This window comes from Gilvimarinus japonicus, from assembly GCF_042847215.1.
In the GTDB taxonomy this organism is placed as follows: domain Bacteria; phylum Pseudomonadota; class Gammaproteobacteria; order Pseudomonadales; family Cellvibrionaceae; genus Gilvimarinus; species Gilvimarinus japonicus.
The window spans coordinates 1,654,837-1,673,905 of record NZ_AP031500.1; the positions used below are offsets into that span (position 1 = coordinate 1,654,837).

Genomic DNA, 19,069 nt, shown 5'->3' on the forward strand with positions numbered 1-19,069 from the left:
GTCGCGTTTTATTGCCCGGTGCGTTAGGTGCGCACTCAGCCCTCGGGGTTATTGTCCGCTGTTGGCAGGGGGTAGGGCAAGCTCATTCGTGCAATTTTGGTGGCCGGTTGTCCCGTATCACCGGTAGCGAGAAACAGCTCGGCGGTGTCGTCATCGGGTATTACGGCTAGTGCTTCCCAGTTGTTATCGCCGGTCGCTGAAGCCATAACCAGTGCCCCGCGACGAGTACCGGCGGAGTCGACAATAGCGGCGGTTAAATCGAGTGTTTCGGCGCTAAGCGCGATACGTGCCATATGCTTTTTTAGTTTGCCTTTGTAGTGCAAGCGGGCGACTACCTCTTGCCCTGTGTAGCAACCTTTTTTAAAGCTCACGGCGCCGATCAGCGGGTAGTGTAGCTCATGGGGGCTAAAGTCTCCGGCACTGGTGGCGGTAATCTCGGCCCAGCCCGCGCGAATATCCTCTAGCTGCCACCAATGGCTGTCCGCCAGTGCGCAGTTGCTTGCCAGTTTTTGCCAGAGATCTTGTGCGTGCGCATCGCTGACCCAAAGCTCGTAGCGCTGTTCATCGAGCTTAAGGCACACCAGGCCTTCGTTGCTGTGCGCATCGCCGGTGTTCATGGTCGGCCGTTTGCCGTGGGCGGCGACCAGCTCGGCAGCGCCGGGGCCCCACAGGCCAAAGCGGCGCCAGGTATCGCTGGCATCATTAAGTGTCACCTTGGAGAACACGGCGTACTTTTGCAGGTGCTGTGCGAGGCTGTCGGTTAGGCTGGCGTGACAGCGCAGCAATATTTGCTCTGGGTTAGTTTGCGCCAGGGCAAAGCTAGCCTCCATGCGGCCTTTTAAGTTGCACTGGGCCCCCAGCTTCCAATAGCCGTTTGCCAGTTCGCGGACATCGGCGGTGACTTGGCCTTGTAAAAATTTGGCGGCGTCAGGGCCATCGAACGCCAGCAACCCTTGGTAGCCCAGTTCGGTTAAATAAGTGTTAGCGGCTGCTTGCGACGCGCTGTCTTGCTGCGTGTTAAAGGCGATTTCGCCATTGGCGGAGCGTGTCGCGCCCTGAGCGTCGAGAAAGTGTTGCCAGTTGCTCATAGGTTTCTCGCTGTTCCCGAGTCAAAGAGGAGTTGTTTGGTGCGCAGTGCACAATAGCTATACATGATAGAGCTGGAGGGTGGTTAAAGGAAGGGGCCGCCGCCACCGAGCGGTTAACGCGGTGGCGGCCTAACTTACTAGGTTGGCAGCGCTTTATTGCGTAAGTAAAAACTCAATCAAGGCTTTTTGCGCGTGTAGGCGGTTTTCGGCTTCTTGCCATACTGGCGAGTCCGGTGCGTCGAGGAGTTCGGCACTGACTTCTTTGCCGCGATACGCGGGTAAGCAGTGCATAAACAGTGCATCGGATGCGGCGTGGCTCATAAGCTCGGCATTCACCTGGTAGTCGGCAAAAGCGCGCTCGCGCAGCTGTTTTTCATCTTCCTGGCCCATTGAGGCCCAGGTGTCGGTCACCACCAAGTCGGCGCCTTTGACGGCATCCGTTGGGTTGGTGCAGATTTTAATGCGCTCTTTGCCGGCGTTGATACGCTCGGCTGTGGGGCCAAAACCCTCGGGTGTGGCAATGCGCAGCTCAAAGTCGCACAGGCGTGCGGCGTTGATGTAAGAGTTGCACATGTTGTTGCCATCGCCCACCCAAGCCACGCTTTTGCCCTGCATAGAGCCGCGCAGCTCGACAAAGGTTTGGATGTCGGCCAGCAGCTGGCAGGGGTGGTAGTCGTCGGTTAAAGCGTTGATAACTGGCACCCGCGAGTACTCGGCAAAGCGCTCAATGGTGTCGTGGCCAAAGGTGCGAATCATCACAATGTCGACCATACGCGATAGCACGCGGGCAGAGTCTTCAATCGGCTCGCCGCGACCAAGCTGGGTGTCGCGTGAGGATAAAAACAGCGCGTGTCCCCCAAGTTGTGCCATGCCGGTTTCAAACGACACGCGAGTGCGGGTGGATGATTTTTCAAAAATCATTCCCATCACTTTGCGATCGAGCAGTGGTTTGGACGTGCCGTTGTACACCTCGGCTTTAAGCTCGATGGCGCGTGCAATAATACTGCTTAACTCTTCGGCGCTAATGTCGTTTAGCGTTAAAAAGTGCCGTGTTTTTTTGCCGTTGTGTGGTGCGCTAACTGCAACCATAACTGTGCCTTAACAATCTAAATTAAAGTGCTTCAACCAGAGCGATAATGCCATTCACCAGCGTATCGGTCTCTTCGTCTGTCATTACAAACGTCGGCAGTAAACGAATGGTGTTGCCGGCGGTAACGTTGATCAGTAGCCCGAGCTCGCGAGCTTTAGCGACAAGCTCCGGGCAGGGCTCGGCCAACTCAATGCCGATCATTAAACCGTGACCGCGAATCTCGACTACCTGGTCGAGCTCGCCAATGCTCTGGCGCAGGGTTTCGCGAATTTGCTCGCCGCGCTCGGCAACCTGAGCCAGCATCTCGTTATCGAGTGCATCAAGCACCGCGCAGGCGGCGTGACACGCCAGCGGATTGCCGCCAAAGGTCGAACCGTGATTGCCGGGGCCAAATACCTCGGAGGCTCTGCCGTGGGTCAGGCACGCACCGATAGGCACGCCGTTGCCCAAGCCTTTGGCCGTGGTTACCACATCGGGCTTGATGCCGTTGTGCTGATAGGCAAAGTACTGGCCGGTGCGGCCGTTACCGGTTTGAATCTCATCCAGCATTAACAGCCACTCGTGGCGGTCGCATAACTCGCGCAGCTTGTTTAGGTAATCATCGGCTGGCACGCGCACGCCGCCTTCGCCTTGCACGGGCTCGACCAGTATCGCCACAATGTTTTTGTGCTCGGCAGCTAACACTTCAATGGCGGCGACATCGTTAAAGGGCGCGCGCACAAAACCGGGCAGTAGCGGGGCAAAGCCCTGTTGCACTTTGGTGTTGCCAGTGGCGGTCAGTGTCGCCATGGTGCGGCCGTGAAAGGCGCTGTTCATTACCACTACGGTGGGGTTCTCAATGCCCTTATCGTTGCCGTATTTGCGGGCGATTTTAATCGCCGCCTCATTGGCTTCGGCGCCGGAGTTAGAGAAAAACACCTTTTCCATGCCCGATGCTTGGCACAGCTTATCGGCCAGCTCGCGCTGGGGCGGAATGTTGTAGAGGTTAGACACATGCAGCAAGGTGCCCGCTTGCTCGGTAATGGCGCGGGTCACGGCCGGGTGCGAGTGCCCAAGGCCACAGACCGCGATGCCACTGATGCCATCGATGTAGCTGTTGCCCGCATCGTCCCACACTCGGCTGCCTTCGCCCTTTACCAGGGTTAAGGTCCGCTCGCCGTAGGTGTTCATCAATGTAGACATTTGTCTTTCTCCAAAAACAGTGCCGCCCGAACCTGGTTAAAAGGCTCTGGGAAAGGCAAATCAGGGATTCATCCAAGAGTGTATCGTGCGGTTAATGCGCGGGCTTGCGCTGGGTTAGCGCTAAAACGTGGCAAAAACCAAACAGCCGATACTATAGCGAAACGCTCGCCTTGGCAAATACCCGCCGGCGGGCCGACGCAGCCCCGCCCGTGATGGTAAACTCGCGCTCTGTTTTGTATCGCGATCTTCGGGAGCCCGGGCCACAATGAATGCCATTGAACTGAGTGTGTTTGCCAGCCGCATGGCGTCTATTTGCGATGAGATGGGCGCGGTGCTTAAGTGCGCGGCATTTTCGCCCAACATTAAAGATCGTCTGGATTTTTCGTGCGCTTTGTTTGATGCCGACGGCTTACTAAGCGCCCAGGCGGCGCACATCCCTGTGCACTTGGGCAGTATGGCCTACGCCATGGCCGATATCGTCAGCGCCGTCGAGTGGCGCGAGGACGATATGCTGGTGGTGAATGACCCCTACTTAGGGGGGACTCATTTACCCGATGTTACTGTCATTGCGCCTGTTTTTTGCGCGGGAAGGTTAGTGGGCTTTGCTGCCAACCGCGCTCACCACGCCAATATTGGCGCTGCCAGCCCCGGCTCGATGCCTATATCTCGGCACTTAGAGGAAGAAGGTGAGATTATTCCCCCCACGCCCTTGGTTATAAAAGGTGTTCCGGTCGAGGCGGTGTTAGCCCGCTTGTGCGGTACGGACCCAAAGGCGACCCACACAATTCAGGCGCGGGGTGACTTTGCCGCGCAAATCAGTGCGTGCCGGTTGGGGGTAGAGCGCTTACAGGCGCAAGTCTCGGCATTGGGCATTGCGCCTTACAGCGCGGCTTTAACGGCGCTCAATAATTACGCCGAGCGTTTAGCGCGTGCCGCGTTAGCCGAGATCCCCGCAGGGCGTTACTGCTATACCGACTATATGGATGACGACGGTTTGGGGCAGCGCGATATTGCCATTACTGTCAGCATTACCGTCACGGGCGATGCGGTAAACGTGGACTTTACGGGCACCGCAGAGCAAGTGCCCGGCAATATTAACTGTCCATTGTCGGTTGCGGCGGCCGCCAGCTTTTATGTGTTGCGCTGTTTAATGCCCGAGCAAACACCGGCCTGCGCCGGCACCTTTAGGCCGATTGCTATTAGCGCGCCCGAGGGTAGTTTGGTGAACGCGCGCCGCCCGGCTGCGGTGGCCGCTGGCAATGTCGAAACCTCGACCCGCATGGTGGATGTGATGTTGGGCGCACTCGCTGCCGCGCTGCCCGAGCGTATCCCCGCCGCCAGTACCGGCTCGATGAACAATATCGCCATGGGCGCCAATGCCACAACTGGCAGCGAGCGTTGGGATTATTACGAAACCAACGGCGGCGGCATGGGCGCCGGCCAGCACGGCGGTGGCTGGTCGGGGGTGCAAACCCATATGACCAACACGTTAAATACGCCCATCGAGAGTTTAGAGAAACACTACCCAGTGCGCGTGACTCGCTATCAGTTGCGCCCCGGCTCAGGCGGAGCCGGGCAGCGTGCCGGTGGTGATGGTTTGCTTCGCGAGTACGAGTTTTTGGCGCCGGCGCAAGTTACGCTGCTTACCGAGCGCCGCCGTTATGCCCCGTGGGGTTTGGCGGGTGGACAGGCCGGTGAGTGTGGCGAAAACCGTTTAAATGGCGAGCTGCTGCCGGGCAAGATCGCCCTACATGTTACAGCGGGTGATCGGTTAACCCTGGCAAGTGCCGGTGGCGGCGGTTGGGGTAAACCGCAGCGCTAATGGCTATCGATTACCCCACACTGCCGTTAACTGAATTGCGCCCCGCGTTTGCTGCCGCCATGGGCGCGGGCAGTCTGCTTTTAGAAGCCGAACCCGGTGCCGGTAAATCTACCTTGGCGCCTTTGTGGGCGCTAGAGCACATTGACGGCCAAGTATGGTTGATTCAGCCCAGGGTGCTGCCGGCTTTAACCTTGGCGCGCCGGCTGGCCGCGCTGCTGGGCGATGACGTCGGGCAAACCGTGGGTTATCAGGTGGCGTTTGATCGCCGGCAAAGCAAAGCGACCCGACTGCTGATTATGACGCCGGGGATTTTGTTACAGCGTTTATTGGCCGACCCGGAGCTGAACGGGGTGGGTGCGGTGATGCTGGATGAGATTCACGAGCGCTCGGTCAACCAAGATACCGCGTGGGCACTGCTGCAAGAGAGCGCTCTTTTGCGTGAGGATTTACAGTTGGTGTTGATGTCGGCCACCCCCGATGCGGCGCTGCGCCAGCAAGTGGATACCTCTTTATACTCCCCGGGGCGCTGTTTTCCGGTCGAGCTAAGCTTTTGCCCGCCGCGCGAGGCCGGCCCCCGTGGCGAGCCATTGGCCGACCAACTGCTGCGCGCGCTGGCCACAAAAACAGACTGGCAAACGCGTACAGTATTGGTGTTTTTACCGGGCTGGCGCGCGATTGACGACTGTAGGCAAGCCCTTAACCGGGCGTTTGCCGGGCATCCGGTGTATTGCCTGCACAGCCGGGTGGCGCGGCAAGAGCAGTTGTCCGCGCTGGACGCGACATTGGGCCCACGCGTGATTCTGGCCACCAATATCGCCGAAACCTCGCTGACCATTGCCGATGTGACGCTGGTGATTGACTCTGGTCTTGCGCGAGAGCCCGCGTTTGAGCAGCGCACCTGTGTGACCCGGCTTGAGACACGACGCATATCCCGCGCCAGCGCCGAGCAGCGCCGGGGCCGTGCGGGCCGCGTACAGGCCGGTTTTTGTATTCGGCTGTGGCCCGAGTCCGAGGCGTTGGCGCCGCAAGCGTTGCCCGAAATTCGCCGCACTGATTATCTGCCGCTGGCCTTAAGACTCGCCCACTGGGGGACGCCGGCCGCGCAATTACCGTGGTTAGAGCCGCCCGGCCGCTTAGCCTTAACCCACGCGCAAACGCATTTGCAGCGCTGGCAGTTGTTGGATGCCGACGGTGGCATTACCGCGCAGGGCGAACGGGTCGCTGCGCTGGGTACCCACCCGCGCATCGCCGCCTTGTTGTTGCAATTAGAGGATTCACTAACCGACTACCCGTGGTTGTTGTTGCTGGCCCTGGCACTGCATTTTGATTTGCCCGCCGAGGCCACGCTGGAGCAGTGGTTAGCGGGTGCCGAGCTAGAGCTGCGGCGCAATAAACAGTGGCAACAGTTAAGTGGGCGTTGGCAGCAGACGCTCGGCGTTGCGGTTGCACCTAACGCCGCTGTGACGGCTTTATTGCCAGCTTTAGCGGGCCGGCTAGCGCAAGTGTTTGTCGATCGGGTTGCTCATCGGCGCGAGTCGGGGCGCTACCGAATTAACGCCGGTATTAGTGTGCAGTTAGCCGATGTGGGCGAGTGGGCGTTGCTGTTGCAAGTGATGGCCCGTGGGCGCGAGCACGTGGGGGTGGGCCTGGCGATACAGTTAAGCCCTGCGCAAGTGCGCCAGCTGGCCAGCGCCGAGTCGAGTTTAGAGCAGCTGGGCAGTGGCAAACGCCGCCGCTGGGTCGAGCGCAGCCGTTTTAGAGTGGGCGGCCAATTAGTGGATGAAACCGAGCGAGCGCTAACCGACGCCGAGGTACCAGCGGCTATTTTGCAGTTTATTCGCAGCCAGGGGTTGGCGGGCGTCAGTTGGCCACCGGCGGCATTGAGCTTGCTTGTGCGCGCCCGCCTATTGCAAGCGCAAGGTGCGCTGAGCTTGCCGCCGCTTTCCGAGGCCGACTTACTTGAGCAGCTGGATGACTGGCTGGCGAGCTTTTTAAATGCCGAATCTGATTTAAACGAGCTGCCACTACTGGATGCATTGCGGTTTTATTTGGGGTTTGATGCCGCGCGGGATGTTAACCAGTGGCTGCCAGTCAGTGTCGAGCTGCCCAGCGGCCGGTCTGTGCTAGTAGATTACTTGGCGGCCACTGCGCCAGCCGAATGGCTGGCCGGCAGTGTAAATTGTGAGCCGCGTATTGCGGCTAAGCTGCAGGAGTTTTTTGGGGCACAAACCTTTGCGTTACCCGCTACTGGAATTCCCCTTGCCATTGAGCTGCTCTCGCCGGCGGGCCGGCCTTTGGCGGTTACGCGAGATTTGGCGTTTTTTTGGCGCGAAGTTTACCCCGAGGTGCGGCGCGAGGTGCGCGGCCGCTACGCCAAGCACCCGTGGCCCGAAGACCCGTTAACCCACCGGCCAACGGCGCTGGTAAAGCGTCGGCTGTAAAAGTCACCTTTACGTCGCCGCGCGATTAAACGATGCGGCAGGCAAATTGATTTTGGATACCAGTGTATGAAACCAAGTGTCACCGGTTGGAAAAGTACGACTGCCGCCGCATTTATCGCCAACCTTTGTTTTGAGGGGGCCGCTGCGCAAGACAGCCCAGAGCCCGCCGCTGATCGCCCGCAGGAAATTGTAGTGGTGACATCGAATCGCGAGCCCAGTCGATGGTATAACGCCGCAGCGGCGGTGGATGTGGTTGCGGCGCGGGATCAGTTGCCGGGGTTTCGCTTCGACAGCGCAGAGTTGCTGGCGGGGTTGCCTGGCGTGCAAGCTGACAGTCGCGCCAACTTTGCCCAGGATACCCGTATTACTCTGCGAGGCTTTGGCGCCCGCTCGGCGTTTGGGGTGCGCGGCATTAATATGCGCATTGACGGCGTGCCGCTGACCATGCCTGACGGGCAGAGCCAAACCTCCAGCATTGCGCTCGATGGGATTGACCGGGTTGAGGTGTTGCGCGGGCCAATGGCGAGTTTATACGGCAATGCCGCCGGCGGCACGATTGCATTTTTTAGCGCCCGACCAGAAGCCGATCAGCTGAGCGCAACAATAGCCGCAGGCGATGCCCGCCAGCGGCGCTATCAAGTGCGCGGCGAGTGGGCCGGCGAGCAGGCCGCTGCCCGGGTGCAGGCCAGCCAGTTTAGTACCGACGGTTTTCGCGAACACTCGAGTGCCGAGCGCAATCAGTTGGCAGGGCAGTGGTACTACCGCACCCAAAGCGATATCGAGCTATTGGTGCGGGTGGATATGAGCCGCGACCCGGATACCCAAGACCCGCAGGGGCTGACCTACGAGCAGTGGCTTGAGGACGATGCCCAGGTGCACCCGGTAGCGCGTTTGTTTAAGCCGCGCAAATCCATCAATCATAAACAAGCGTCGCTTAGCGCACGCCAGCCAACCTCATGGGGGAGCTGGCAGACGGCGGCTTGGTTGGGCACGCGTGATATCGAGCAGTTTTTAAGTTTTCCCGGCGACGACGAAAACAGCAGCGGCGCGGTGATCGATTTACACCGCGATTTTAGCGGCGCGAATATTCGCCTGGCCCGTCAGTTAGGCACTTTAGAGTGGTCGGCGGGGGTGGAGTTGGCGCAGATGCGCGATCGGCGCAAAGGCTTTGTCAATGAACAGGGCGTAGCGGGCGAGCTTAAACGCGACGAGCTCGGGCAGGTGCAAAACCGCGATCTGTATAGCGCGCTGGTGTGGCAACCAAGCGATCGCTGGATGTTGCAGCTAGGCGGGCGTTACAACACTATAAGCTTTGATGTTGCCGATGACTTTATTCAGGGCAGCAACCCCAATGATTCGGGCTCGCTGCAGTTCTCCGAGCCAAGTGTAGCTTTTGGCGGCAGCTACGGGCAGGGCGCGTGGCGCGTGTTTGCCAGCGTAGGCGAGGGGTTTGAAACTCCCACTTTAACGGAAATGGCCTACCGCAATAACGGCACCGGCCTAAATACGGATTTACAGCCGTCCCAAAATCGTCAGGCAGAATTTGGCTGGCGCCTGGAGCGCTCGGTCATTAATGCCAGTCTCACCGCTTTTATAGTGCGCAGCCGCGATGAGCTGGTGGTGGATCAGTCCAGCGGTGGCCGGACCACCTATCGCAACGGCGCCGACACTGAGCGCGAAGGTATTGAGGGGCAGCTACAGTGGCAGTTATCTCGCCATTGGGATTGGCGGCTGGGCGGTACTCTTTTGAGTGCCGAGTACAGCGCCGGCCCCTACGCTGGATTGCGGCTGCCCGGTGTGGCAACTGAGAATGTGTATAGTCAGGTTGATTGGCGGCCACTGGCGGCGCCCCTTGAGTTGAGCTTGGCAACCCGGTATCGGGGTGATGTCGCGAGCTCCGATAGCAATAGCGAGATTGTGCCGGGAGCGGTGACATGGGATTTGTCGATGCGCTCGGAGCGCCGCTGGGGGGTATGGGATGTTGTTTTTTGGGCAAAAGCCCGGAATCTGACCGATAAAAAGTACGTGGGCTCGGTTATTGTCAACCAAAGCCGTGGCCGAACCATTGAGCCGGCTCCGGGACGGCAGCTTGATGTGGGGGTGAATCTGAGCCACAGCTGGTAGCGCTGTCATTGCGAGTCTGCAGTAAAAACCTCAATAAAGTGGTATTTTTTAGCGTCAAAAGCATAACTTTACCTATAAAGTGGCAATTAGTTGCCGCTTTGCCATCCCATTTACCGGCGGCTTGGGTTATGATAGAGGCCTGCTTGGTGGTTGGCTTTGTCAGTTTCCCCTTCAGTTGATGTTAAGTTAATGCTAGTTGCTTTAAGTTAACGTAAGGTCGGGTGCGGTAGCATCGGGTGTATTTGGATCGAATGCCGCGCTGCGGTAGAATAACCGGCTTGAACGATTATCTGGTTATACGAATTTTCGGTTCTCTCTCGATTTTGTAGGCTCTGGGCTCTTGGTCGATTAGGTTTAATCGCACAAGGGCTAGGTAATACCTTCAAGTCCACCAATCCAAAGGGTTTGCGCCCTGCGGATAGATCTAAACGAGGCAATGATTAGCATTATGGATGTACTGGATACCATCAAACAGCAGCTTTCTGAAAACCCAGTGATTTTGTACATGAAGGGCTCGCCAAATGCGCCTCAATGTGGGTTTTCACAGCGTACCTCGCAAGCGGTAATGGGGTGCAATAAACGGTTTGCATACGTGGATATTTTGGCCAATCAAGATGTTCGCGAAGCTCTGAAGCAGTACGCCAATTGGCCTACTTATCCGCAGTTGTGGGTAAATGGTGAGTTGGTAGGCGGTTGCGATATCGTGACCGAGATGTATGAGAATGGTGAACTTCAAGCGTTGATTGACGCCGCAGTACCCGCCGATTCTTCAGATTGATTCATGCTCCTGTTGGGGCAGTTCTCGTTCTCGGGGGCTGCCCATTTCTTTTTTTGCCCCCTTCGTTTTTACCGCTGCCTTGTTTGTTAAGGTTATAGGCTGCCTGTACTCTGCAGATACCACCATAGTATGCCAAGCCCGACCGCACCGATAATGCTGATGCCGATGAGTATAAGGCCGAGTGTGCGATGTGGTGCATCGACCACCTCTACCTCGCCGTCGGTACGCAACCAGTGCGCCATCCACGCGGTATTTTTTGATTTTAACAGGCGGATTTCCTGCTCTTTTAGGGCGCGTATCTGGCTCTCGTATTCACGCCATTGCTCGCCGTCCGATGCCTCGCGAAGCTGGTAAAGCTCGTCCAGTTTGTGGGTGAGGTCGGCGTGGGTTTTATCCAGTCTGGCGCTCAGCTCAGTGAGTCTTGTGTCGGCTTTGGGGTCCAATGTGGTGTCTCGTTGTTGCGCTAGCTTGTTGTCTGGGTGGCCTGCGTTGTAACGCGGTGGCGCCAAGGTATTTGCGTAAATACCCTAACAGATTGCCATAGAATAATCACAAGATGTGACTGCTCTTGTTATAATCGCGCCACTTTACTGCTGGTTACTGGCCGGCCGCTACGGAGTAATTGCGCGATGACCCAAAAACAACACGATGCTCGGACGAGTTTAGCAGGCTTTGCGCACCCTCGTTATTGGGTGACATGGTTAGCGTTGGGTGTTTTTGTGTTGGTGGCGCACCTGCCTTGGCCAGTTGCGCGCAAACTGGGGGAGTGGTTGGGGGCGTTGCTGCATCGCTTTGCCGGCTCGCGCCGGGAAATCGCCCGGGTTAACGTCAAGCTGTGTTTTCCCCAGTTGTCCGATACCGAAAGCGAGCAATTGGTGCGCGATATCTTGCGCAACGTCGGGCTGAGCTTTGTCGAAACTGCGATCGCCCTATGGGGGCCGGATCGTAAATTTGCGGGCCGCTACACCCTAAAGGGACTAGAGATTCTTCATCGGCTGCAAAATGAAGGCAAGGGCGTGCTCTTGCTGGGCGGGCATTATTCTACGTTGGATGTGGCCGGGCGTATTATGGGCCTGAATATCGAGTGCGATATGATTTACCGGGTAGATCGTAACCCGTTGTTGGCGGCGGCAATGGCTCGCGCCCGCGAAAGTTATTCGGGCGGCACAATTCCCCGCGATGAGGTGCGCCAGCTGGTTAAAAATTTACGCAAGAATCACCGTATTTGGTACGCGCCCGATCAAGATTACGGTGTGCAAAACACCGTGTTTGCGCCTTTTTTTGGTATTCAGGCTGCGACGGTAACCGCGACGGCGAGGATGGCGCAAATGGGCCGCGCTGTGGTGGTGCCCTTTGAGCACTATCGCGATGATGCCGGCGTGTATCATGTTGAGCTGAAAGAGCCGCTGGAGAATTTCCCAAGCGGCGATGACGTTGCCGATGCGAGCGCCGTCAATGCGGTCGTGGAGTCTGTGGTGCGGCGCCACCCGGCGCAATATTTATGGGTGCACCGGCGATTCAAAACCCGACCGGAGGGGGAGGCGTCACCTTACGCTCCGCGCAGAAAGAAATAGCAGGTATAACAGGGTACACTTAGGTAACCGTTGGCTCATTCGAATGGAGTAAAAAGTATGCTAAGAATGTTCGATATTCAGGGCGCAAAATTGCGGGATCAAAACGTTGACCCCGACAACGTTAAGGCCGCCATGGGGACGGCGATATGGATTGATGCGGCAGAGCCTACGGAAGACGAACGTGATGAGCTGAATAAATTTTTACGTGCCGAGCTGCCCGAGTCGGACGACGTTGAAGAGATTGAGTTCTCGGCGCGTTATTTTCAGGATAATGCTGGTATTCATGTCCACTCGCTGTTTTTGTCGCCCACCGAGGGGCGCCACTCGACTACCACGGTCGCTTTTATTTTGCAGGATAAGCGCCTGATCACTCTGCGTGACGGCGAGTTGGCTGATTTTAGGTTGTTGCGGATGCGCGCCCGGCGCGGCCAGGTGCAGGCGCATTCGCCACAAGATTTGCTGATTACGATGTTTGAGCAAAAGGTCGAGAACCTTGCTGACGTACTGGAGGACATCCATCGCAAACTCGAGGACGTTAGCCACACTGTGCTGGAAGATGACGATGCCGACCTCGAGGATGCGATTGATCGCCTGGCCAAGCTTGAGGACAGTAACGGTAAAATTCGCCTGTGCTTGATGGATACGCAGCGGTCGATTTCATTTTTGCAGCGCCATCTGCGCGAGCATTTTGAGCTGCAAGAGACCGCCCGTGAGATTAAGCGCGATGTGGATACGCTCATGTCGCACACGGCATTTTTGTTCGACAAAATTAACTTTTTGATGGATTCGACTCAGGGTTTTATCAATATCGAGCAAAACCAGATTATTAAAACCTTCTCGATTGCCGCGGTTATTTTCCTGCCACCTACGGTGGTGGCAAGTTTCTACGGGATGAATTTTGAGTTTATTCCCGGCTTGCATTGGGAGTGGGGCTACTTAACGGGCACCGCGGTTATGCTGGCATCGGCGATTGCGCCCCTGTGGTATTTTAAGCGTAAAGATTGGCTCTAGGCCCTAGTGTTAGCTGTGGCGGCCCAATGGGCTGCTGACTGGTCAATGGTTGCCCTCTGACTGTTCTGGCAGGGTGCGGGCTAAAACTTGTCGCAAAAATACCCGCCTGTTGCCGCAAAAGCGTGCCACAGGCGGGTGAATCTGCTAATATCGCCGGTTTTTCTCTTCCCCCTAAATTTTCGTATTGAAAGGGCTTTGCTTATGAGTCTGGCAGACAGAGTACTCTCCGTTAACAACGATTTACCCATTCGCACTGAGCAGCCGGTTCACAGCGGCAAGGTTCGCAGTGTTTACTGGCTGACCGAAGCCGACAGTCGCCGTCTGATTGCCGAAAAAGGCTACGACGTGGCCGCCGACGCGCCTTTGGCGATCATGGTAATCAGTGACCGGATCTCTGCTTTTGATTGTATTTGGCACGGTGAGGGCGGCATGAACGGTGTGCCGGGTAAGGGCGCCGCGTTAAATGCTATCTCTAACCATTGGTTTCGCCTGTTCCGTGAGCAGGGCTTGGCCGACAGCCATATTCTGGATATTCCGCACCCATTTGTCTGGATTGTGCAAAAAGCTCGCCCGGTGATGATTGAGGCGATTTGCCGCCAGTATATTACCGGCTCTATGTGGCGCGATTATGCCAAGGGCGGCCGTGAGTTTTGCGGCATAGAGATTCCCGATGGTCTGGAAAAAGATCAAAAGTTGCCCGAGCTTCTTATTACACCTTCTACTAAGGGCATTCTTAAGGGGATTCCCGGTGTGCCAGAGGCGGATGATGTCAACATTACTCGCGCTGACATTGAGGCCAACTTTGAAGCTTTTAACTTTAAAAACAAAGACGACATTGAGTACTACGAGCGCCTGCTAAAAGAGGGCTTTGATGTTATCAGTGGCGCGCTGGCCGAGCTGGACCAGATCTTTGTCGACACCAAGTTTGAGTTTGGTTACGTCGCCGATGCTGCGGGCAATGAAAAGCTGATCTATATGGATGAGGTGGGAACGCCCGATTCCTCGCGCATTTGGGATGGCCCGAGCTATCGCGATGGCAAGGTGGTCGAAAAATCTAAAGAAGAGTTTCGCCAGTTGTTGCTGAACTACTTTCCCGACCCTGACATTCTGCTGAATAAAGACCGTATGGAAGAGCGTAAAGCGTTGGCGCAAGACAATGCCTTGCCCGAATCGGTGTTGATGCAAGTGTCCGAGACTTATCGCAGTATTGCCGAAAAAATCACCGGCGAGAAAATTGTGCTGAGTGACAATCCGAAGCAGGAAATTATCGATATTTTACGCAACGATTACGGCTTGGTTGATTAACGTATTGCTTGGCGCTGTGGCGTGGGAGATTAGCTCTCCCACTCCCAGCGCAGCGGTTCGCCAAATTCATCGTAGATAATTTTTTTGCGTGGCCGCGTATTTCTTTTGGGTTGGGCAATTGGCGCAGGCGGTTTGGGTTTGCGGCGCTGCTCAATAGCCGAGATCTCGTCGGAAACCGATGTGCGGGTGTCGGGTTCGGCCTTTTTATCAAAAACGTGGGGCAGGGGCTGACGATTGTCAACGCGGCCGGATAAGCCGCGCGGCACTTCGTTTATGGCGCCGCCGTGCTCAAGGTACTCGCGCATTAGCGAGTCCAGTTCTTGGCGCTGCTCCTTTTTGGATTTGGCCAGCTTCATTAATGGTCCTGCGGCTGTTGTCGCATAGCCACTTAGAATATCAGTTCCCGGCGCCGGGCGCCAAGCAGATCACTTTATGAATGCAGCAAGCGTTAAAATTACAGAAATTTTTTACTCCCTGCAGGGGGAGTCAAACACTTCTGGTCGGCCGACGGTGTTTGTGCGCTTGACCGGTTGCCCTCTGCGCTGTCAATACTGCGACAGTGAGTACGCTTTTTATGGCGGTGAGCGCATGAGCCTGGATGCCGTGTTGGCGCAGGTGGCGAGTTACAATCCTCGCTACGTGTGTGTGACCGGTGGCGAGCCGATGGCGCAGCGTACCTGCCCAGAGCTTTTGAGCGCGCTGTGTGATGCGGGCTACAACGTATCGTTAGAGACCAGCGGTGCCATAGCGCTCGATAATGTAGATGCGCGTGTGGTGAAGGTGATGGACTTAAAAACCCCAGGCTCGGGTGAGTCGCATCGCAACCTATGGGATAACTTAGATACGCTAAAATCGACCGATCAAATTAAATTTGTGATTTGCTCGCGAGATGATTACGACTGGGCGCGGTTAAAGATTGATGAGCGCGGCCTTGCCGATAGGGTCGCAGATGTTTTGATGTCGCCCAGTTACGGGCAGGTGGATGAGCGCGCCCTGGCCGAGTGGATCGTAGCGGACAATTTGCCGGTGCGTTATCAGTTGCAGCTACATAAGCTGCTGTGGGATGACAGCCCTGGTCGCTAGTCAGTCCAGCTGCTTGTGGGGTGCGTCTGCGGTGTTTGAATCCACATGTTGCAAAGAGTAAGAAGGTATTAATGAGTCAGACAAAAAGCCAAAAGCGAGCCGTTGTGTTGGCCTCCGGCGGATTGGATTCCACCACAGCGCTGGCAATCGCCCGGTCCGAGGGGTTTGAGTGCTATAGCATTAGCTTTGATTATGGCCAGCGCATGCGCGCCGAGCTGGTTGCCGCCGAGCGGGCTGCCAAAGCCTTGGGCAGTGTTGAGCACAAAGTTATCACGTTGGATCTTGGTGCCATTGGTGGCTCGGCGCTAACGGATACGTCAATCGATGTGCCTGAAACGCAAACTCAGGGTGTGCCTATCACGTACGTGCCGGCGCGCAACACGGTGTTTTTATCCATTGCGCTGGGCTGGGCCGAGGTGCTTGAGGCCGACGATATTTTTATAGGCGTCAATGCGGTGGACTATTCGGGTTACCCTGATTGCCGGCCCGATTATATTGCCGCCTACGAAAGCATGGCGAATCTCGCGACTCGCGCCGGTACCGAAGGGCACCGGCTGCGAATTCGCACCCCCTTGATTGACCTAAGTAAGGCGGAAATAGTTAAACGCGGCGTTGCGCTTGGGGTCGATTACGGTTTGACGGTGTCTTGTTATCAGGCAGATGACGATGGCCGCGCGTGTGGTGTGTGCGATAGTTGCCGGTTGCGCCGATTTGGCTTTGAAGCGGCGGGCGTCGATGATCCGACGCGATACCGCTAAACCGCGGCGGAAAGTTCGGTTAGGTTGGTAAGTTATTGATCAATTACCATTTATTACCAAACTATTGCAAAAAACCGCTTGTTTTTTCTGATCAAATCATTATTATGTGCGCCTCCTTTTAGGGCGTTAGCAACAAGGTTTTGGCCGTCTGCCAAAGCAGTAAAACGCGTTAGAATGGGTCGTTAGCTCAGTTGGTAGAGCAGTTGGCTTTTAACCAATTGGTCACTGGTTCGAATCCAGTACGACCCACCATATTTACCCGTAAGGGCGCAGTTGCTTTGAGCAGCTGCAGTACAATCAGTTTATGGGTCGTTAGCTCAGTTGGTAGAGCAGTTGGCTTTTAACCAATTGGTCACTGGTTTGACAAAACGCCGGGAGCGTTTTGGACACCGCAATAGCGGTGGGGCGTAGCCCCGAGCATCGGGATGATGCGAGTCAATCCAGTACGACAAATGGAAAGTGCGCTTTTAGCGCTGCATGTAAAAGTTTATGGGTCGTTAGCTCAGTTGGTAGAGCAGTTGGCTTTTAACCAATTGGTCACTGGTTCGAATCCAGTACGACCCACCATATTAAAAAGGCTAGAGGATCTCCTCTGGCCTTTTTTATTGGCCGCGTTTCCGTAGCGGGTAGCCTTGCCTCATCCGTATTCCCTTTCTCAGGTATGGTAGAATAGCGCGCTTTAGGGGCCTTGGGCCTTTGTAAAAGCCCGCACAAAGCGGGTGCGACCGTGGTAATTAATATGACCCAAGAAACAACGTCTACAGTGCCGCCGCTGGCGTCAGATCGTCAGGTGGTGTTAGATCATTTGGCGGGTATCAGCTCGGACCCCGAGCTTACGCCCGAGCAACAAGACGCGCTTAAAGATCGTATTAAAGCGCTGCTGGTTGAGCATAACGCGGTGCTGGTCGCGCACTATTACACTGACCCTATGATTCAGGAACTGGCCGAAGAGACCGGTGGCTGCGTTGCCGACTCGTTAGAGATGGCGCGTTTTGGCAAGGAGCACAGCGCCACGACGCTTATCGTTGCAGGTGTTAAATTTATGGGGGAGACGGCGAAAATTCTCACGCCCCATAAACGCGTCTTGATGCCGACCCTTGAGGCGACTTGCTCGCTGGATATCGGCTGCCCGGCGGACGAGTTTGCGGCGTTTTGTGATGCGCACTCGGATCGCACTGTGGTGGTTTACGCCAACACGTCGGCCGCCGTTAAAGCCCGCGCCGACTGGGTAGTAACCTCCAGTATCGCGCTGGATGTGGTGGATCATCTCGATAAGCAGGGCGAGAAAATTTTATGGGCACCCGATAAACACTTGGGCGCCTATGTGCAAAAACAAACAGGTGCCGATGTCCTTTTGTGGGATGGTGCCTGTATTGTTCACGAAGAGTTTAAGGCAAAGGGGATAGAGGATTTAAAAACTTTGTACCCCGAGGCAGCGGTGTTGGTGCACCCTGAGTCGCCGCAAGCGGTGGTTGATTTGGCCGATGTGGTAGGCTCTACGTCGCAGCTGATTAACGCCGCCGAGACACTGCCTAACCGCGAGTTTATTGTGGCAACGGATCAGGGCATTTTTTATAAAATGCAGCAGCGCTGCCCCGATAAAATCTTTCATGTGGCGCCCACCGCCGGCAGTGGCGCGACCTGCCGCAGTTGCGCCAACTGCCCTTGGATGGCGCTGAATGCGCTGGATAATTTAGCCGCCGTGTTCGAGCGCAATGACAATGAGATCTTTGTCGATCCGGCGCTGGCAGAGCAGGCTATGAAGCCGCTTGCGCGAATGCTTGAGTTTAAAAAATGACGCTTGTGTCCCCCGCGGGCGGTGCGTAACATGTCGCCAGAGTTTATTGGCTGTATTTCTCGGAGGCCCGCCCCGAGCCGAGAGCGCTAATATGGCGCTCTCTCTACCCTGAGTTGGAGAACCTATGATTCAAGGCAGTATGGTTGCTTTGGTAACCCCCATGAACCCCGATACCAGTGTCGACTGGCAGGCGCTGTCCAAAGTGTTGGATTGGCATCTGGAGCAGGGCACTCATGCGATTGTCGCCGTGGGTACCACCGGCGAATCGGCCACATTGAATGTGGATGAGCATTTGGCGGTCATTAAACATGTGGTAAACCAAGTGGGCGGTAAGATACCTGTTATTGCCGGCACCGGTGCCAACTCAACCTCCGAGGCTGTCGAGCTGACCGAGGGCGCAAAGTCGGTCGGCGCCGACGCCTGCTTGCTGGTAGCGCCTTATTACAACAAGCCTACCCAGCGCGGGTTGTACTTACACCACGAGTACATTGCCAAGGCCGTCGATATCCCCCAGTTGCTGTACAACGTTCCGGGGCGTACCGCTGTCGATATGCAGCCCGATGTGGTACTAGAGCTGGCAAAATTGCCCAATATTATTGGCATTAAAGAAGCCACGGGCGATATGGTACGTGCCAAAGCGATCATTGATGGCGCCCCGGATGGCTTTAAAGTGATCTCGGGCGATGACGAAACAGCGGTTGAGTTAATGTTGTTAGGCGGTCATGGGGATATTTCTGTCACAGCGAATGTCATACCCGACAAGCTGGCGCAAATGTGCGAGCTGGCCATCGCCGGTAAAGCCGATCAGGCCCGGGCGATTAACGATTCATTAATGTCGTTACACCGCGCTATGTTTCTGGAGGCAAACCCGATTCCGGTAAAATGGGCGCTGGCCGAAATGGGGATTATTAATCCCGGAATTCGCCTGCCGATGACTGAATTGTCAGCGGTGTACCACGAGCAGGTTCGCACCGCGTTACGTGAAGCTGGACTGATTTAAAAAGATTGAAGACGT

The 19,069-nt window shown here is 56.2% G+C and carries 16 protein-coding genes and 2 tRNA genes; 13 read left to right on the forward strand and 5 right to left on the reverse strand.

Features of this window, described 5'->3' with window-relative positions; translation table 11 throughout:
- Window positions 1-35: 35 nt before the first annotated feature.
- From ACGHAD_RS06830 to ACGHAD_RS06840, 3 genes are all read right to left on the reverse strand, one after another.
- Entirely contained in the window at window positions 36-1,088 is a 1,053-nt protein-coding gene (locus ACGHAD_RS06830) for a YgfZ/GcvT domain-containing protein (RefSeq protein ID WP_382416158.1), read from the reverse strand.
- A gap of 153 nt (window positions 1,089-1,241) precedes the next feature.
- The gene (argF, locus tag ACGHAD_RS06835; protein WP_339616085.1) at window positions 1,242-2,177 is read right to left on the reverse strand and encodes an ornithine carbamoyltransferase; all 936 of its coding nucleotides are present in this window, start codon (window positions 2,175-2,177) and stop codon (window positions 1,242-1,244) included.
- A 22-nt stretch (window positions 2,178-2,199) separates the two neighbouring features.
- Complete coding sequence (locus ACGHAD_RS06840; RefSeq protein ID WP_382416155.1) at window positions 2,200-3,360, reverse strand: aspartate aminotransferase family protein; 1,161 nt, start codon at window positions 3,358-3,360, stop codon at window positions 2,200-2,202.
- A 265-nt stretch (window positions 3,361-3,625) separates the two neighbouring features.
- On the opposite strand from ACGHAD_RS06840, the gene ACGHAD_RS06845 reads away from it, so the two are divergent.
- From ACGHAD_RS06845 to grxD, 4 genes are all read left to right on the forward strand, one after another.
- Complete coding sequence (locus ACGHAD_RS06845) at window positions 3,626-5,182, forward strand: hydantoinase B/oxoprolinase family protein (RefSeq protein ID WP_382416153.1); 1,557 nt, start codon at window positions 3,626-3,628, stop codon at window positions 5,180-5,182.
- Complete coding sequence (hrpB, locus tag ACGHAD_RS06850; RefSeq protein ID WP_382416151.1) at window positions 5,182-7,623, forward strand: ATP-dependent helicase HrpB; 2,442 nt, start codon at window positions 5,182-5,184, stop codon at window positions 7,621-7,623. The genes ACGHAD_RS06845 and hrpB overlap by 1 nt, the downstream gene beginning before the upstream one ends.
- A 66-nt stretch (window positions 7,624-7,689) precedes the next feature.
- Window positions 7,690-9,747, forward strand: coding sequence for a TonB-dependent receptor family protein (locus ACGHAD_RS06855; protein ID WP_382416149.1), 2,058 nt, complete (start codon window positions 7,690-7,692; stop codon window positions 9,745-9,747).
- Window positions 9,748-10,195: 448 nt separating this feature from the next.
- Complete coding sequence (grxD, locus tag ACGHAD_RS06860) at window positions 10,196-10,525, forward strand: Grx4 family monothiol glutaredoxin (protein ID WP_339616343.1); 330 nt, start codon at window positions 10,196-10,198, stop codon at window positions 10,523-10,525.
- A 92-nt stretch (window positions 10,526-10,617) separates the two neighbouring features.
- On the opposite strand, the gene ACGHAD_RS06865 is transcribed toward grxD, so the two are convergent.
- Entirely contained in the window at window positions 10,618-11,034 is a 417-nt protein-coding gene (locus ACGHAD_RS06865) for a hypothetical protein (RefSeq protein ID WP_382416147.1), read from the reverse strand.
- Between the two features lie 120 nt (window positions 11,035-11,154).
- Between ACGHAD_RS06865 and lpxL the strand changes: the two genes are divergently transcribed.
- From lpxL to ACGHAD_RS06880, 3 genes are all read left to right on the forward strand, one after another.
- Window positions 11,155-12,099 carry an LpxL/LpxP family Kdo(2)-lipid IV(A) lauroyl/palmitoleoyl acyltransferase gene (gene lpxL, locus ACGHAD_RS06870; protein ID WP_339616079.1) on the forward strand — a complete coding sequence of 315 codons (945 nt, stop codon included), beginning with the start codon at window positions 11,155-11,157 and terminating at the stop codon, window positions 12,097-12,099.
- A 57-nt stretch (window positions 12,100-12,156) separates the two neighbouring features.
- Complete coding sequence (corA, locus tag ACGHAD_RS06875) at window positions 12,157-13,110, forward strand: magnesium/cobalt transporter CorA (RefSeq protein WP_382416145.1); 954 nt, start codon at window positions 12,157-12,159, stop codon at window positions 13,108-13,110.
- A gap of 201 nt (window positions 13,111-13,311) precedes the next feature.
- Window positions 13,312-14,415 carry a phosphoribosylaminoimidazolesuccinocarboxamide synthase gene (locus ACGHAD_RS06880; protein ID WP_382416143.1) on the forward strand — a complete coding sequence of 368 codons (1,104 nt, stop codon included), beginning with the start codon at window positions 13,312-13,314 and terminating at the stop codon, window positions 14,413-14,415.
- 29 nt (window positions 14,416-14,444) lie between these two features.
- Here ACGHAD_RS06880 and ACGHAD_RS06885 read toward each other — a convergent pair whose 3' ends face one another.
- The gene (locus tag ACGHAD_RS06885) at window positions 14,445-14,771 is read right to left on the reverse strand and encodes a hypothetical protein (protein ID WP_339616076.1); all 327 of its coding nucleotides are present in this window, start codon (window positions 14,769-14,771) and stop codon (window positions 14,445-14,447) included.
- Window positions 14,772-14,847: 76 nt separating this feature from the next.
- On the opposite strand from ACGHAD_RS06885, the gene queE reads away from it, so the two are divergent.
- From queE to dapA, 6 genes are all read left to right on the forward strand, one after another.
- Entirely contained in the window at window positions 14,848-15,498 is a 651-nt protein-coding gene (queE, locus tag ACGHAD_RS06890; protein WP_339616075.1) for a 7-carboxy-7-deazaguanine synthase QueE, read from the forward strand.
- Between the two features lie 71 nt (window positions 15,499-15,569).
- A complete protein-coding gene (gene queC / locus ACGHAD_RS06895) occupies window positions 15,570-16,256 on the forward strand; it encodes a 7-cyano-7-deazaguanine synthase QueC (protein ID WP_382416140.1) in 687 nt (228 codons plus the stop codon).
- 176 nt (window positions 16,257-16,432) lie between these two features.
- Window positions 16,433-16,508: transfer RNA gene (locus ACGHAD_RS06900), tRNA-Lys, on the forward strand.
- Window positions 16,509-16,747: 239 nt separating this feature from the next.
- Window positions 16,748-16,823: transfer RNA gene (locus ACGHAD_RS06905), tRNA-Lys, on the forward strand.
- A 172-nt stretch (window positions 16,824-16,995) separates the two neighbouring features.
- The gene (nadA, locus tag ACGHAD_RS06910) at window positions 16,996-18,054 is read left to right on the forward strand and encodes a quinolinate synthase NadA (protein ID WP_382416138.1); all 1,059 of its coding nucleotides are present in this window, start codon (window positions 16,996-16,998) and stop codon (window positions 18,052-18,054) included.
- 124 nt (window positions 18,055-18,178) lie between these two features.
- Window positions 18,179-19,054 (forward strand): 4-hydroxy-tetrahydrodipicolinate synthase, encoded by an 876-nt coding sequence (gene dapA / locus ACGHAD_RS06915; RefSeq protein ID WP_339618164.1) that lies wholly within the window; start codon window positions 18,179-18,181, stop codon window positions 19,052-19,054.
- The last annotated feature ends 15 nt before the right edge of the window (window positions 19,055-19,069 follow it).

What these genes read in the sequence shown, in the direction of transcription:
- ACGHAD_RS06830 (WP_382416158.1), bottom strand. Translation starts at nt 1,088, where the DNA reads ATGAGCAACTGGCAACACTTTCTCGACGCTCAGGGCGCGACACGCTCC.
- argF (WP_339616085.1), bottom strand. Translation starts at nt 2,177, where the DNA reads ATGGTTGCAGTTAGCGCACCACACAACGGCAAAAAAACACGGCACTTT.
- ACGHAD_RS06840 (WP_382416155.1), bottom strand. Translation starts at nt 3,360, where the DNA reads ATGTCTACATTGATGAACACCTACGGCGAGCGGACCTTAACCCTGGTA.
- ACGHAD_RS06845 (WP_382416153.1), top strand. Translation starts at nt 3,626, where the DNA reads ATGAATGCCATTGAACTGAGTGTGTTTGCCAGCCGCATGGCGTCTATT.
- hrpB (WP_382416151.1), top strand. Translation starts at nt 5,182, where the DNA reads ATGGCTATCGATTACCCCACACTGCCGTTAACTGAATTGCGCCCCGCG.
- ACGHAD_RS06855 (WP_382416149.1), top strand. Translation starts at nt 7,690, where the DNA reads ATGAAACCAAGTGTCACCGGTTGGAAAAGTACGACTGCCGCCGCATTT.
- grxD (WP_339616343.1), top strand. Translation starts at nt 10,196, where the DNA reads ATGGATGTACTGGATACCATCAAACAGCAGCTTTCTGAAAACCCAGTG.
- lpxL (WP_339616079.1), top strand. Translation starts at nt 11,155, where the DNA reads ATGACCCAAAAACAACACGATGCTCGGACGAGTTTAGCAGGCTTTGCG.
- corA (WP_382416145.1), top strand. Translation starts at nt 12,157, where the DNA reads ATGCTAAGAATGTTCGATATTCAGGGCGCAAAATTGCGGGATCAAAAC.
- ACGHAD_RS06880 (WP_382416143.1), top strand. Translation starts at nt 13,312, where the DNA reads ATGAGTCTGGCAGACAGAGTACTCTCCGTTAACAACGATTTACCCATT.
- ACGHAD_RS06885 (WP_339616076.1), bottom strand. Translation starts at nt 14,771, where the DNA reads ATGAAGCTGGCCAAATCCAAAAAGGAGCAGCGCCAAGAACTGGACTCG.
- queE (WP_339616075.1), top strand. Translation starts at nt 14,848, where the DNA reads ATGAATGCAGCAAGCGTTAAAATTACAGAAATTTTTTACTCCCTGCAG.
- queC (WP_382416140.1), top strand. Translation starts at nt 15,570, where the DNA reads ATGAGTCAGACAAAAAGCCAAAAGCGAGCCGTTGTGTTGGCCTCCGGC.
- nadA (WP_382416138.1), top strand. Translation starts at nt 16,996, where the DNA reads ATGACCCAAGAAACAACGTCTACAGTGCCGCCGCTGGCGTCAGATCGT.
- dapA (WP_339618164.1), top strand. Translation starts at nt 18,179, where the DNA reads ATGATTCAAGGCAGTATGGTTGCTTTGGTAACCCCCATGAACCCCGAT.